Origin of the sequence: Microcoleus sp. MON2_D5 (assembly GCF_036701905.1) — a bacterium.
Classification (GTDB): domain Bacteria; phylum Cyanobacteriota; class Cyanobacteriia; order Cyanobacteriales; family Microcoleaceae; genus Microcoleus.
The window spans coordinates 56043-70915 of sequence record NZ_JAUBRM010000005.1 but is presented as its reverse complement, the minus strand read 5'-3'; the positions used below and the strand labels follow the sequence as shown (position 1 = coordinate 70915).

At 46.2% G+C, this 14873-nt stretch carries 13 protein-coding genes and 1 riboswitch; of the genes, 3 read left to right on the top strand and 10 right to left on the bottom strand.

What is annotated here, in order from left to right; translation table 11 throughout:
* Window positions 1–41: 41 nt before the first annotated feature.
* From QUA47_RS03120 to QUA47_RS03090, 7 genes are all read right to left on the bottom strand, one after another.
* On the bottom strand, window positions 42–2138 hold the full coding sequence (locus QUA47_RS03120; protein WP_333429679.1) for an SPFH domain-containing protein: 2097 nt from the start codon (window positions 2136–2138) through the stop codon (window positions 42–44).
* A 307-nt stretch (window positions 2139–2445) separates the two neighbouring features.
* Window positions 2446–2598 (bottom strand): hypothetical protein, encoded by a 153-nt coding sequence (locus QUA47_RS03115; RefSeq protein ID WP_333429678.1) that lies wholly within the window; start codon window positions 2596–2598, stop codon window positions 2446–2448.
* A 149-nt stretch (window positions 2599–2747) separates the two neighbouring features.
* Window positions 2748–4142 (bottom strand): ABC transporter substrate-binding protein, encoded by a 1395-nt coding sequence (locus tag QUA47_RS03110; RefSeq protein ID WP_333429677.1) that lies wholly within the window; start codon window positions 4140–4142, stop codon window positions 2748–2750.
* 554 nt (window positions 4143–4696) lie between these two features.
* Entirely contained in the window at window positions 4697–5626 is a 930-nt protein-coding gene (locus tag QUA47_RS03105; protein ID WP_333429676.1) for a DUF2207 domain-containing protein, read from the bottom strand.
* A 452-nt stretch (window positions 5627–6078) separates the two neighbouring features.
* Window positions 6079–6879, bottom strand: a complete 801-nt coding sequence (cbiQ, locus tag QUA47_RS03100; RefSeq protein WP_333429675.1) for a cobalt ECF transporter T component CbiQ — start codon at window positions 6877–6879, stop codon at window positions 6079–6081.
* The gene (locus QUA47_RS03095; protein ID WP_333429674.1) at window positions 6876–7208 is read right to left on the bottom strand and encodes an energy-coupling factor ABC transporter substrate-binding protein; all 333 of its coding nucleotides are present in this window, start codon (window positions 7206–7208) and stop codon (window positions 6876–6878) included. The genes cbiQ and QUA47_RS03095 overlap by 4 nt, the downstream gene beginning before the upstream one ends.
* 3 nt (window positions 7209–7211) lie before the next feature.
* Window positions 7212–7931, bottom strand: coding sequence for an energy-coupling factor ABC transporter permease (locus QUA47_RS03090; RefSeq protein ID WP_333429725.1), 720 nt, complete (start codon window positions 7929–7931; stop codon window positions 7212–7214).
* Window positions 7932–7992: 61 nt separating this feature from the next.
* Window positions 7993–8139, bottom strand: a riboswitch (cobalamin riboswitch).
* A 174-nt stretch (window positions 8140–8313) separates the two neighbouring features.
* Here QUA47_RS03090 and QUA47_RS03085 point away from each other — a divergent pair.
* Window positions 8314–9117: a Uma2 family endonuclease gene (locus QUA47_RS03085; RefSeq protein ID WP_333429673.1), complete on the top strand. Its 804-nt coding sequence runs from the start codon at window positions 8314–8316 to the stop codon at window positions 9115–9117.
* A 251-nt stretch (window positions 9118–9368) separates the two neighbouring features.
* A complete protein-coding gene (locus tag QUA47_RS03080; protein WP_333429672.1) occupies window positions 9369–10943 on the top strand; it encodes an FAD-dependent oxidoreductase in 1575 nt (524 codons plus the stop codon).
* A gap of 428 nt (window positions 10944–11371) precedes the next feature.
* On the opposite strand, the gene QUA47_RS03075 is transcribed toward QUA47_RS03080, so the two are convergent.
* The 3 genes from QUA47_RS03075 to QUA47_RS03065 are packed head-to-tail and all read right to left on the bottom strand — an operon-like array spanning window position 11372 to window position 14235.
* Window positions 11372–11704 carry a DUF2834 domain-containing protein gene (locus tag QUA47_RS03075; protein ID WP_333403543.1) on the bottom strand — a complete coding sequence of 111 codons (333 nt, stop codon included), beginning with the start codon at window positions 11702–11704 and terminating at the stop codon, window positions 11372–11374.
* A 56-nt stretch (window positions 11705–11760) separates the two neighbouring features.
* Window positions 11761–13893, bottom strand: coding sequence for a pentapeptide repeat-containing protein (locus QUA47_RS03070; RefSeq protein ID WP_333429671.1), 2133 nt, complete (start codon window positions 13891–13893; stop codon window positions 11761–11763).
* Window positions 13894–13908: 15 nt separating this feature from the next.
* Window positions 13909–14235, bottom strand: coding sequence for a hypothetical protein (locus tag QUA47_RS03065; RefSeq protein WP_006635389.1), 327 nt, complete (start codon window positions 14233–14235; stop codon window positions 13909–13911).
* 97 nt (window positions 14236–14332) lie between these two features.
* On the opposite strand from QUA47_RS03065, the gene QUA47_RS03060 reads away from it, so the two are divergent.
* Window positions 14333–14782, top strand: a complete 450-nt coding sequence (locus QUA47_RS03060; RefSeq protein WP_333429670.1) for a hypothetical protein — start codon at window positions 14333–14335, stop codon at window positions 14780–14782.
* Window positions 14783–14873 lie beyond the last annotated feature (91 nt).

Here is a 14873-nt window from a genome sequence, read left to right as displayed (position 1 = left end):
AGAGAGGACAACCGTCCTCTCTACAAAGTGCACAAATTAACTCAAATATCTAACAATTCACCAAAAGCCGAATCAATATCAATCTCCGCAACAGCCACAGACTGAGCAACTGGTGAATGATTAGGAGACTCCGGCGGCTCCACCGAATGCACATTTACTACTGGTGATTTTGCCACAGGTTCCACAACAACAGACTTAGATTTTTTGACATTAATTACAGGTGATTGTGCTCCATTTTCTCCATTCTTACTGGTTTCATTCCGCAGCAACATTGCCATCAAACCGTCCAGCAAACCCCCACTACCGCCATTACCATTGACTGTGACATCGGGAACGACGCGAACGCTACCATCCGAAACCGCCTGCATCAGTTGCAACAGCGTGTAACTCTGGGTACCGAGAGCGTTCACACCAACTTGATAAGCATCCGCTTTTGCTTGTCCCATCAGCCGAATCCCTTCTGCTTCACCGCTTGCGTGTTCGATCGCAGCAGTTGCGCTCAGTTGAGCAATTTTCACCCCTTGTTCTGCCGCCACCACCTGATTTTGAATGTTGGCGATCGCAGTTGCGCGCACCAATTCTTGACGCTGCGACTCGGAAATCCGCTGCACTTGGTAAGTTTTTTCTTGTTCCTGAGCAATTTTGCGATCGGTCAATGTTTGCATTAACTCTCCTGGCGGCGAAATCAAACCGATCAGGGTGTCCACAGCTTGCACATCATAGGCCCGCAGCGCTTGACGAACGTGTTCTGCCGCCTCTGCTTGGCGTTCGCTGCGCGCGATCAGAAAATCGAGTATTGTATATTCTTGAGAAGAATTGCGAAAATAATTGCCCACAATTGGACGCAGCACTTGGTCGATGAGATTTTGCATCGAACCTTGGCGCGAAATGACTCTCGGTGCATCCAAAGTACCGACATGAATGATCTGAAAAACTTCTAACTCAAAGGTGAATCCGTCAAAAGAAAGCAATTTCAAAGCACTTAACTTGGAGTCGTAGCCGTGTTCTCCGCTGAACCGCGATGTGAAGTTTAAAACTACATCCGTAGTGGGGACAAGTTCGACTTTCATCACTTTTGTATTGATGGGATGTTTGCCGGGGTAAAGCGGTTCGACCCACACACCTTTATCGCCTTTGTTGACGAGATTGCCGTGGGTAAAAGCCACGCCGCTTACATCTTGGTGCGATTTTCCCACATAGGAAATTACGACGCCTACATAGCCGATCGGCACTTCCGTCATTTTTACCTGTTCAACTTGCACAAACCAGGGATTGAGGTTCCAAGAACCGGATAAAATCACCTGTTCTTGCAAGCCCCTGCGCCCCTTACCTTTGATGAAAGATTGCGCTTTTTGGAAATTGTCGTGACCGGGAATTATCGGTCCGGCAATTTCACCTTCATCAATCGGAATCCCGTCTAGCACGTTCGCAATTCCCACGCGATCGGGAGCAAGTTTGTATAGTTGAAGTTGCGACGGCTGCATACCCTTTGCAGTGGCATTGGCAGAAGTAATCACCTCAAATACGGCCGTATTAATCCGATAAGTACCAGTGGTGATGATGGCTAGTTGCCGTCCTTTTTCTCCACCGTCGGTGAGAAACTTTCGAGCATTTTGAAAATTGTCGCAATCGACGACTTTGCCTAAAATGCGATCGGGAGGAATCCTGGCTCCGTCATTGGCAATAATTAAACCGATTTCATCTTGAGGAACGACAACAACTGGTTCTTTGCGAATGCTATATTGCCAGGGAAAATAACCAAAATGCCAGCCGGGAGGAAGGGTATCTGCTTGCAAACCTCCTTCGCCATCGAGAGCAATTAATCTACTGGATGGCAAATTTTTGCGAGAAAATTTCTTGGTAACAATTCCCACTTCTCGTTCGCCGATCGCGATCAGTCCCAAAATCCAGCCAATCTTAGGTAGGAAGATGAAAATTAGTACAATTCCTCCTACGGGATAGATCCACGTCGGGATGCTAATTCCTTCTTCTTGGGCTGGTTGAACTTCTTGGGATTGGGGTGGCGGCGGATTGGTTTGAGCAGAAGTTGGTGGCGCGATCGCTCCTGCTGCTGCGATCGTAGTTGCTACAGATACTGCTAGGGGTAGAAGTTTGCGAAGCCAACGTAATTTACTCATAGTTTTCAACCTGCTTTAAGCTCAAATGTACTGAAAAGTTGTTAACTAGAATCAGTATTCAAGAAATTTCATTGAAGGTCAATTCATTAAATTCATTAATTAAGTTCATAAAAGTCATATTTGGAATATAATTTTGTAGGGAGTGCGCTCCACAGAGTCAGTAAAAACCCGGTTTATGAAGGTTGTGATGCGTAACTCTCGTTGATATTTTCTGATTAGCCACATCGCATTCAGTAGTCCCTGCTTTTTCCAAAAGGGCTTCCACAGTATGTCTAGCTTCTGGATTCAAAGAAGCATACTCGCGACATCAATCACCAAATGTTTTGTTGGTGGGTTGGGTTTCTGCTGCTAAAACTGAAAGTCCATTTCCAGATAATGCTACAGCGATGACTGCACTACAAATAATTGCGATAAACTTGGGTAAATTCATGTATTTTTGTCCAACTCTAAGTGTCATCATCTGGTACATCCCATTGTCTAGAATGTCAAGTTTTAGCATTAACGAAAAGCTTTAAGAGAGAACGATCGTCCTCTCTATAAATTGCACAGATTAACTCAAACATTGTCAGATGGTAATTCACCAAATGTCGAATAAATATCAGTGAGAAACTAGGGAATGGGGGTGAAATCATAGCCGTAGGTGGAACGACTACCTTCGACCACTTTCACCAACTGCACAGGAGCATTACGATCGCCCGATGGCAGAAATGAGATCGTGCCAGAAGCTCCCGATGCAGTAAACAATGGACTGTGCAAGGTTGCCGAAACACCTTCACGAGTGGGATTTGGTTGCAAAGCTGTGCCGAGAGCTTGAGTCGCATCATAGGCAGTTGCGGTGCGCCAGTTAACATCGCCGCCCCAGAGTTTGCGCGATCGTTTTGCGAAGTTCTCCGACCCCGCAGCCAGAATGTGCCAAGGCACTGCTATGACCATGCCGCGTCCTTGCTCGCGGGTCACATCTAGGGTTTTGGGGCTGTAAACATCATCCCCACCGAGCACAGGTAAGCGATTATTATTGGCCTGGACAACCTGGAAAGCGCGATCGAGCGAATCCGTATTGCTGGCTAGCATAATCACTTCTGCTCCAAGCTGTTTAGCTTCTTCTAAACTTTTTTTGAGGCTGAGGCTCGAATCGGACAGATCGTATTCGCCGACAACTTGGCCGCCTTGGAGGGCGATCGCAGTGCTAAATTCCCCCTTAAGAGATTTACTGTATTCACTTTGGGAATTGAAATAAACAACCGCTTTTTTCAGCTTCAATGTTTGCAGCATATAGTCAGTCAGCGCCCTAGCTGAAACATAGTCGCTTGGTACTGTCCGCAACACATAGGGGCTTTTATTTGACAGTTGAACCGCTGTACTAATTGGAGAAATTGCGACCAGCTTGCCCTGGTTATAGATATCGGCAGTGGCTAGCGTCACACTACTGGCATAGTGTCCAACAACACCAAGAATACTTGACTCATTGACTAATGATTCAGCTATTTTTTGTGCGGTTTTACTATCGTTGTTGTCATTGGCAATTTCAACCATGAGTAACCGACCCTTGATACCGCCAGCCGCATTAATTTCCTGTTGAGCTTGAGCCACGCCTCTCAGAATTTCACGGGAGCCATTGATATCGGTACTCCCTGGAATAGAAACCGCAATTTTAAGTGGGTTGCGCGAGAATGCTTTGGCATTGTTGCTGTAAATCAAAGCTTCGGGATCGTTAGGCTTTTGTTGCAACGATAGATCGAATAATGCTTGTGCACTTGCATAGTTGCCACTTGTAAACGCTTCGACCGCTTGGAGTTTAGTAGGAGTGCCGTCTTTTGGAAAGAATAGAGTCTCCCCTTGGCTCATGGAATCTTTAACAGTATCAGTATTGATTTTGATCGAGTTGCTAGGCAATGAATTAAGGATTTTACCGCCCAAGCTAACTCCTCCAATTAAGAGTAGTGCTGCAATTATGTAGAAGATCGGGGGCGGGGAAAATTTTCCGTTGGTGGAATCAGATGTCATGAGTTGTTTCTCCTAGTGTGGAATAACAGCATATTTCATGTGTTTGGAACACACACGGTCGCGTGATATATATAGCTGAATTAGCAATACTTACTACTGTATTTAATAAACTTAGAATATGCTGTATATTTCAATCTACTCTTGCAATATACAGAGAATTCGTTTACTACAACAAGTATTCAACAGATTTCTGTTAAAGTCAATTCATAAAAGTCATTCATTATGTTCATAAAAGTCATATTGATGATATGATTTTGCAGGAAGTGCGATCGGTTGTCCCCCAAAATGAGGGACTCAAAGTTTTACCAAATGTTGAAAAGAGGACACGGCAATGCCGTTTCCCTACCCTAAAATAATCATGAGCACTTCATGAAAAATGTAACCACCGCCCGATTATTGGTAGGGAAACGGCACTGCCGTGTCCTGAATTTGGGTAAGATCAATATATCAACGGGTGCTCAGAAACCGGGTTTTTTGCGACAATACTTCTTTACAGCCCACAGATTCGGTAAAAACCCGGTTTCTTTGCTTGTGATGCGTAAGTCCCGTTGATATCAACCACCACCACCGCCACCACCACCGCCGCCGCCACCGCCACCACCTCCGCCGCCACCGCCACCACCACCATCGCTGCTAGTGCTAATGACTGCAATTGTTTCTTCGTACTCTTTATGGTAAGAGCAGTTTCGACAGTGATGGGTAACTTGCTGCTTTCCTGAAGTGCCAGTAGTTGCAGGAATCAAAACTTGATGAGTCCGTTTGAGCTTGAGCGTTTTGCACTCAGGGCAACGTCGTCGTGCAATGAATATGCTAATTGCTGTGCCGGAGAAAAACAGTTGCCAAATTATAGAAGAAGATTGAGATTGATTGCCAGTTTGTTGCCAACCAGGTTGAGGTATATTCAAAATGGCCTGGGGAAATGCAATCTGCACTTCTAATTCCTGTTCCGGTGGAATAGCCTGACTTGCCACAAATTCAAAGGTTTTAGGATCTACTTGACGCGCAACTGCTGCTGCACCAAAATTCGTAAACGAGAGAACTTTCCCTGACAAAGCTTCTGGTAATTGCACCGTAACTTTTCCCGTATTAATCGGAGCTTTGCGACCCGCTGCAATGGCTTTCCAATAAACTAGAGTATTCTCACCATCTACCTGCAATCCGCCTACCACGCGATATTTGATGACAAAAGTATGTGATTCTGGCGCTTTTAATTGATGTTGCCAACGAATCCAAAGTTCATTGTTTTCAATCCCCGTGCTACTCGGAATTATTTGATTATTTTCTTGAACGATGACATCTTTAATTTCATCTACCTTATCTAAAGGAATATAGCGATATCGTTCATTGGTGTAGTCTGCGGTGAATACATATTTTTGCGTTTCGGTAACTAACATATCTCCGTTCGTTTGAACGTCGATGATGACGTTGATGTTATCCCAGTAAAACGGTAATTGTTGGGCCGCTGCATGAGTAACTGTGACCATAAATACGGTCAAGGAGATCATTAAGAAATAAAGTATTTTCGTGAGTAGTCGTTGATTTATCATATAATTTGTACGGGACAACTGTTGATTACAATTATTCAACAGGTTTCTTTTAAGGTCAATTCATTAAATTCATTAATTAAGTTCATAAAAGTCATAGGTTTAGTCCAGTATTCGGACAATCGAGTAGTTCCATAGTCCGACAGGGAATGAATTCCCTGTCTCAAAGCTAAAGTCCTCTGAAGAGGACTGAAGAAAGTAGGACTTACGCAAAAAAAACCGGTTTCTTCCAAAAATCGTCACTTTTTCGATAAGTATTGACGCAGAAACCTGGTTTTTCGCTCCCCGTAAGTTCTGGACAGAACTCATTAGTCCTCTTCAGAGGACTTTAGCTTTGAGCCAGGGGTTGAAACCCCTGGCGGACTAATAGGCAGAGCCGGGGAACGAGTAATTTAATGTTGAAATACCGCGCTTAACAAAGTTAAAACCGTGCAACCAAACACGGCCTCAAATGTATATCTTCGCGAAGGTTTGTAAGGAGAAGAATGCCAAACCCGCAGTTCTCCATTAAAGCCGCGCGATGCTAAACTCAACGAAACTTGACGGTAGTTTTCCAAAGTTCGCTGAAGCAATTGCCCGATTAAAATGCTTAAACTGTGCATTCCCCGCTTCCAAGTGCGATAGCCACAGCGCGAGTTTTGAGCAATCCAAAGTTCATCGGCGATCGCCAATAAGCTAAAAATAAACCGATACATTAGTAATAGCAGTTCTGTGACTAACTCTGGACAGCGTAATTGTCTGAGAATTTGCAAGATTTCGGTAAATGGCACCGTCAAGAGGATGAAATACATACAACTTGTCGATGCGAAGGCGCGGGCAAATAGCAAGCTCACTTGGTATATTCCAGTGCGGCTCACATACAGATAAAAAGTGCCGATGCTAATGCCCCAACCTTGCCAAATATCCCACTGAATTGCAGGGATACGATCGCCCGCAACCGCACCCAGCGCCAAAGCAGGCAAACTTGTCAGCAAAAACATCAACGGTAGCGACAGCAACCGCAAATACAGTTTCCCCCGAATACCCGCATAGACGACGATCCAGACAGCCAACCAAAGGGCGATCGACAATTGGACGATCGCCCCAGAAACGAGAGACAGAATTAAAAGGGCGATCGCAAAGGATAACTTGTGAGATGGCGGCAACCCCCGCAAGCGATTTGTATAAGCCAGACTATCAATCTGATGGTTCATTCCGACGATTTATTATCAGACTGCTGCCGAGATTGCGATCGGCCTTTATACAACCCAATGACGTATCCAACTACGCCAGCCCCCATCGCCGCTTGAGACGCAAACAATAGACTTGAAATTTCTCCGCTAGCCGGCTCAAACAAGTGATTGAACCAAGGTTTATAACCCGGTTTAATTTCGGTAATTGCTTTCTTAGCTTGGTCATCGGAACCCCCATATTCACCCCGCACAAAAACGAGAGGAAACGCTGCCAGAACAATCACAGCGCCAGCCAAAAGCCAATTTTGCCGCGAAGTAGATTGGTAATTTTTTGTAGGTTTTTGATTCACGGCTTATGACTCCTGTCTCAATAATTTCAAAGTTTCCAACTCCGGCTTCCCGTAAGAATGCAGCCAATTCCAGACCAATAGAGTCAGTAATCCCTCACTGATAGCCAGAGGTACTTGAGTGATAGCAAAGATGCCCGCAAATTTGATAAACGAAGCTATAAAACCGCCAGTCGCTGCCGGAAAAGCTAACGCTAATTGAATCGAAGTCGTCACATAAGTCAGCAAATCTGCCAAAGCCCCCGCACAAAAAATTGCCGCCCGCTGGCTGCCAGTTCGCAACAGCAATTGATAGATAAAATACGCAGCGAAAGGGCCGACAATTGCCATCGAAAACATATTCGCTCCCAGCGTTGTCAAGCCACCATGCGCTAACAGTAACGTTTGAAAAAGCAGAACTAAAGCCCCCAGTACCGCCATCACCGAAGGGCCGAACAAAATTGCGCCCAAACCTGTACCCGTTGGGTGAGAACAACTCCCCGTTACCGAGGGAATTTTTAAAGCAGAAAGCACAAAAGTAAACGCACCCGCCAAAGCAAGCAATAGTTTAAGTTCCGGATGTTCTTTTGTAATGCGAGTAATTGAACGCAAACCTACTGCAAAAAAAGGCAACGCCACCATCCACCAAAATGCAGCCCATTGCACCGGCAAAAAACCTTCCGAAATGTGCATAGCTGCGGCGGGCGTTGCCGAACCCAGGACAATATAACAACTCAAGCCAGCCATCAATCCCAAGCTGACCAATTTCCGATTTCTGGCCTTCACGCTGAACCTCGCAGATGAGACTATGTAAACTAACACATCGGCGGGCATCCTGACTCAGAAAGCGACAAGACTCTCATTACAGTTGCGGGACAGCGCCGGACTTGCACCGAACTTTCCCCGTTTCCTCTAACGGCTGCTCCCCATTAGAACCGACTCGTTAGACATAGTTTAGTCGATCGTGTAAGTCTCAGCAAATCTTTTACAAAAATTACTTCAGATTAACTAAGTCAAAATTACCTATCATCTTCTCTTCTCTTCCTTCGCGTCTTCGCGGTTCGTTCAATAAATACTATCGCTAAACAAATCAACGGTATAATATTAGTGAGTTTTGAGGAAAGCCGCAATGTTACAGTACAACTTGCCGAGGAACTTGCCCTCCGCCGATGAACTACCCGACTCGGATGAAACGCCTGTGGATAACGAACTGCAAGAGCTAATACCAGGGTTGTTAAAAGCAATATTGCTCATACTTTGGGCAGAACGCATGGACTGGTTTTTTGGCATAGATATGGGTATTTATCATCACCCTGACGAACCACCCATTGTCCCCGATGCTTTCTTAAGTTTAGGAGTAGAACGATTTTACGACGAAGAATTGCGCCCCAGTTACGTGCTGTGGGATGAAAATGTCATGCCACTTTTCGTGCTAGAAGTTGTTTCCCCAACTTATCGCAAGGAATACAGCACAAAATTAGACACTTATCAAGCTTTAGGCGTACTTTATTACGTCATTTATTCTTCCCGCCGCCGTCGTAAACCTCATTTGGAAGTACACAAGTTAGTCAATGGGAAGTACGAGTTACAGTCAGGAAATCCAGTTTGGATGCCAGAGATTAGTTTGGGGATTGGTTGTGAAAGGGGAAGTTATTCTGGGGTGACAAGGGAGTGGTTGTATTGGTACGATGCCGATGGAAAACGTTATCTGACTCCTGAAGAACTGGTGAAAGAATCAGCCCAGCGCGCCCAACAGGAATCGCAGCGCGCCCAACAGGAATCGCAGCGCGCCCAACAGGAATCGCAGCGCGCCCAACAAGAAGCCCAGCGCGCCCAACAAGAAGCCCAGCGCGCCCAACAGGAATCGCAGCGCGCCGATCGACTAGCTCAGCGATTGCGGGAGTTGGGGATAGATCCTGATAATTTGAGCTGATGACAATCAAGAGTACCAGACTGACGGACTCTGGACGCTCAGAAACCGGGTTTTTCAACCGAGATCGATCGTCCTCAACGAAAGATTTTCAGGAAAAAACCCGGTTTCTGCATCCAGGAATGTGTGAATATTATTTATCCCAAAAATCAGGAAAAATGGGGTTATATTTGGGAAAAACAGAGAGTTTGACGGCAAACATTGAGATTTAGGTCGAAAACATGAAAATCAGGAGAGGTTATTAAATAATGGTCATGGATCTGCGTTCTTACGATGTCATCTGTTTTGGTGATGAAGTTCCAGGAGTTCTAGCTGTTGTCTCTGCCTCCAGAGAATATCTTCGCCGCACAAAGCGTTATCCGCGAATTCTGCTGATGTCTAAAGGAAGCTTGCAAGAAGGAATTGGCGGGCATTTGGTAAGAGGTGGCCTTGCTTATTTAGATAGAAGTCAGATTAGTGAACAACTTCAACAATCTTTAAAGTTAGATACCTTTGGTTCACCGACGACAATCTATAAAGAGTTCCTGCAAAAATCCGGTGTTAAGGCAATTGCACTTGACCCCCGCAAAGCCAGTGCAGCCCTCAAAGAAATGCTGGTACAAGCTGGGGCAGATCTCCTCAGCAAAGTAGAAATTAAATCAGTCAGTAAAGAAGGTCAAAAAATTGCCAGTATAACCACCTCTCAAGGCGTAGTTTATGCCGGCAAGCAATTTATTGATGCCACTGTCAATGCCGAATTAGCTCAAGCTGCCGGTGTGAGAAAGCTGAAGGGATTTGAAACATTTGGTCTGCCTAATTCAGAACTTCCAGTCACCCTCGTTTTTGAAACCCAAGGACTCAGTGCAAGATCCCTGAAAGAATTCGATTATATTTATCTAAAACGCTTCACCAACCTGGCCGATTCAGAGAGTCAAAAATTTTTGCTGTACGCTGCCGACAAGGATGCCAAACTAGCAGAAGAACTCCGGCGGGAAATGAAAGACACTCAAGGCAATCTCAAAACTCTGTGGGCGGGTAACGATTACATCGATGTACGCTCGCCGGCTCTGTCTGTAGCTTACCACTCCTTTAGAGGAATAAAACTATCTTTTTCTGAAAGCGGCACAATTTTAGATGAGGGAAATATAGCCATACTTCCAAATGATAGACTTTCGTGGAATGCACTTTTATTTGCCGTCACCGCCAGCGAAGCGGAAGCCTTAGCTAGAAGCGGGAGCAAACCCACGGCTAATATGCAAAGAGAGATGTTATTTGTTACAACTTGGCTGAGGAGTTTGGGCGCTACTTCTGTTACTTATGCCTCAGAACTTTATATCAGACACGCCGGCAATGTGACGGGAGTTGTAGAACCTTTAACTGGCGCACAAATGCTGTCAGGTGGCGTACCTGCTAATGAAGCCCTGGCAACATTTAGCTATCATTTTGATGTACGGGGAGGCATCCAGGGTATTCGCGATAAAGCAAACCGTCTAGGATGGTTTAAAAGTCTGAGTTTTAAACACCCTATCTTTAATATTGGCATCCGCCACGCATTGATTAAAAACGTTCCTAACCTGGCAGTGGTCAGTCCCTGTTCTGGATTTGAAGGGTTTGCTTGTTCTGTCGGCAGAATTGTGGAATTCAACGCTGCAGTTGGTCAAGGTGTGGGTATCGCTGCGGTTAATGCCATTCTAAATAACAAAAATCTAGCCGATGTATCTAACCGAGAAGTGAGACAAGTTCTCGCCCAAACAGGTCAGTTACCTAAAATTTTTGGAACTCCAAATAATGGTGAGGCAATGCTATTGGCGCAATTCGAGACTCTTGCCAGTTCGGATGCTATTGCGTAATATCCATTTCAATAAACAATGCAATAGTAGGTTTGGCCAGTGGAACGAAACCTTACACAAAAGTTTTTAGCCAGAAATGAAGGAAATTGGTATTAGTATCAAATCCGGTAGCATCGTAATTAATATTATCCACAGCTTTCGAGACGGCGCCGTGCCGTTTCCCTACAATTAATCCCGGTAGGGAAACGGCACGGCGCCGTGTCCTCTATATTATCTCGCTCCTGCAACCGGAAACGATATAACATTATGTCCCCTCGAACGGCAACAACCACGTTGGTTTGTAGTGAGGAATTTAATCCTCATATAATTCTGAGCACTTCCGTCGTCACTACAAACCTATAACGGTGATTTTACCGGAAATTATATAATACCTCGATCGCCTGCACCGAATTATTGTGCTGCGTGGCACTAACCGGGGAAACAATTTTTCAACTTGAGACTTCGCTTGATTTTTCCAGGTTGGTTTCCCGCACAAACAAGAAAAGCGGGAAAGCACATGAAAACGAAACAAGCACACCCAGAATTATGTACAGCCCTACAAAACTTATATCCAATCGTTTCGACTCAGCGTACATCCAAGTGCTTCCTGCTACAGTTGCGATAAACAAATCTAAACTTACCGATTTCGCAGCAAGATTAGCCGAACTCTCGTTTACAAAGTCGAGCAAGCCAGCATTGCTAAAAAACTGCAAGTTATAGTACCAAGGCAGCACAAGCCCCAGAATGGCTAGGATGAGATAAATGATTCGTTTAACGCTCATAATTACCCTACCTGTTCGTCATCAACTGTATTAGCCTACTCGTTAACAACCAATCCTTACTTCTTCTTGGGGCAGTTCGGATGAATGCCCCCCTGCAAACAAATGTAAGCAATTTGACTTTTATCTAAATTCTTAGCCTCCGCAAAATCAACTCCTAGGAATCGACCGGATTTACTACCAGTCGGATTTTGAATAAATTGATCCGACGCTGTTTTCCCCAGAAACACAGCGCCTTTAAAATTCGCTCCAGCTAAATTCGCGCCCCTAAAATCAACCGAACTCACCTCCGCATTCCGGAAATTCGCATCTTGCAACCGAGCATCTTTTAAATTCACGTTGGCGAGTTTAGTCGAAGTCAAATCGGCATTTTGTAAGTTTGCGCCGCCCAAATCAGCACCGGACAAATCAGCACCTTGCCATTCCGATTTAGACAAATTTGTCAAGGACAACTGAGCGCCTTGAGCCTTCACTTTGGCCAAACGCGAACCAGACAAATCTGCTCCCGACAAATTCGCGCTTCCTATATCTGCCCCGGTAAAACTGGCATTTTTTAACTGCGCTTCCTGTAAATTTGCTCCTATTAAAATAGCACTGCTGAAATTAGCTGAATTCAAATTGCCGTTTGACAAATTAGCTTTGTTCATGACAGCGCGCACAAAAGTAGTGCGGTTCATTACAGCACTGTTCAAAGACGCCCCGGTCAAATTTACTCCTTCCAAATTAGCGCCGCTCAAGTCAGAAATCCAATCGTCAAATGTACCCGGACGCCTGTCTTCGCCGGTGCCGTAAAAGCGAGCTCCCTGCAAGCTGGCATTGGTTAAATTGGCATTTCTCAACTTAATTCCCGACAAGTCAACTTTGTTTAAAACTAAAGTAAACTGAGATGGGCCGGCAGGACTTTGAGCTAAATCCGTGCGGCTCAGATCCGCGCCGTTGAGTTGGCTGCTATACACTGTGAGAATTTTGCCGATCGCCCTTTGTACTGTTCGCTGGCGGGCGGCCGCTAACTCGCGTTCCGGGGCCTTGCCGCCAAAGCGCAGGGAATCGAGGTCGTTGCTGAGGGCTTGATTCAACCGCTGCAACTCAGGCAAAGCTTTCGGCCCGCTACTGACTAAAGCTTGCTGGATCGCGTCCAACATGGCGCGGTTGTCTTCTTGAGCTAGCAAATCCGCTAGCAGGGGTACGGCGCGGGAGTCTTCCACCGCCCCCAAAGCCAAAATAGCCGATCGCCTGCCCGATGCCCCGCTAGCCGATGTGGGAGACAATTTGCTAACTAAAGCTACAAATAATTCGTCGTTCCGCTGCCGGGAATCCCGCATATTTGCTTGACTTTGAGTGTAGATGAGAGTGCCGACAAACAAAGTTAAAATCAATCCCGCGCTGCCGACGGTAACTATCACTAAAGTTGTGCCTGGGTGTTGGCGCATCCAATTCCACAAACTGGCATTTGCTTTCAGGCCGCTTTGTGGAGTCACAACCAAAGCCGCAATCTGCGCGTCTTCCTCAGTCCAATCTTGAGTCTTGACAGGATCGGCAGACAGTTGATTCGATCGAGCATTGACCACCAAAGTATTCGCGAGGCGATCGTGTCCCGCTTGCCGTTTGTAGCGCCATGCAAAAGCCCCGTCTGCGAGCACTGCCAAGCCGCCCAGCCCCCCTAAAATCAGCAAATCTGGAAACGCACCGCTCAAGCGCCAAATGCCGTAAGCGACGCCCATAGGCACTCCCCAGCGCCCCAAACTTTCGCGAATTAGCACTGGCCCAAAACCCGGAGGAGTACCCGACGCTGTGACAACTTTGACGCCGAACCAGCGTTTGGGGATAGTTTGACCGGTTCTGGCGAGCAAAAACAGTTGCCACCCCGCTAAAACTGCCGGTGCCAGCAGCGCCCCTGACCAGAATAGATTAGTTAGGGGTGCGACTCTGGGGCTGCGATCGCGCACGGGTATGCCCAAAGTACGGGCGACGGTTTCGGAGGCTGCTGCTATGGAGGAATTGAGCGGCACGGTTTGAGATTCCCTGTTGACCAATGCCCCGATACTGAAGGGAACGAGGGCGCTGGCGGCAATTAACGAAATTTCCACTGCCCAAGCGCCGCACCTGCGAACCAGCAGTGGCATTTGCTTGGATTGTGTTTGCCAAGACGGATCGGGTTGATTGATGCCGGTGGGCGCGGTGGGGTTAGCCATATTTAGAAATTCCTATTATTTGTCGTTAGTATTTGAGGACTGGGGGGAAATTGCCAATTTATACGCTATGTAGATTAGCACTCCCAGAACGGCAAGAGTCATCAGCGATGAAATTAGCTGTACGACGCTATTGAAGACTGTCAGGACAATTATCGCTCCGACGGCAAAGGCTGCCACCTGCCCGGGTTTGGGGAGTCTTTGAAACTTGTCCAATAATTGATTGTAGAAGGTTCCGAGGGCTTGATAGCTGTCTGAATTTTGTGTGATGAGTGGCGATCGTTCTACTTTAGCTTTTAGTTCTCCGAACGCTTGCTGCCAATTGAAGTTATTTTGAGGATTCATAAAAAAATTCCGAAGTTATTTTAGATTAATGTGTTTGGAACAGCCGTTATCCCCTACCGTCAAAGAACTAGAACCAAATGTCATTGTGTGAGGAAACATGAAGATCAATTATCCGGGCGATCGCGGCAAACTGTGGTTTAGCCCGATCATGACCGTAGCCTTGGCAATGATTTTAGCGGATGCCGGTGCCCTTCGGAGCCAACCGCTACAAATTGCTCCGGGATTTCCCGAACCGCTGGGAGTTTCTGGAGTTTCCGGCGGCCCGAACAATAGCGGCGACTGCGGTTTTGTCTCCCAAGGACCGAACCACGTCATCGAAGTAACGCAGGATTTGCCTTACTGGCGGATTGCAGTACAAACCGCTGGAGCTCCAAGTTTGATGATTCAGGGGCCGAGGGGGCGTTTCTGCGTGCTGCCGGCGAATGCTGCTGCGGGGAATGTAGAATTTTCCGGTTATGGGGACAAGGGGACTTATGTTATTTTTGTGGGCGATCGATCTCAAGGTCAACACCCTTACTCTCTCTCTATTTCCCAAAAGCGAAATTAAAAATACAACGGGATTAGAACCCTTGCTTTCAGAAAATGGCTTTTTTGCGATCGTAAATAAGCCGGAGTTCTGACAGCAAGTGCGGGGAAGC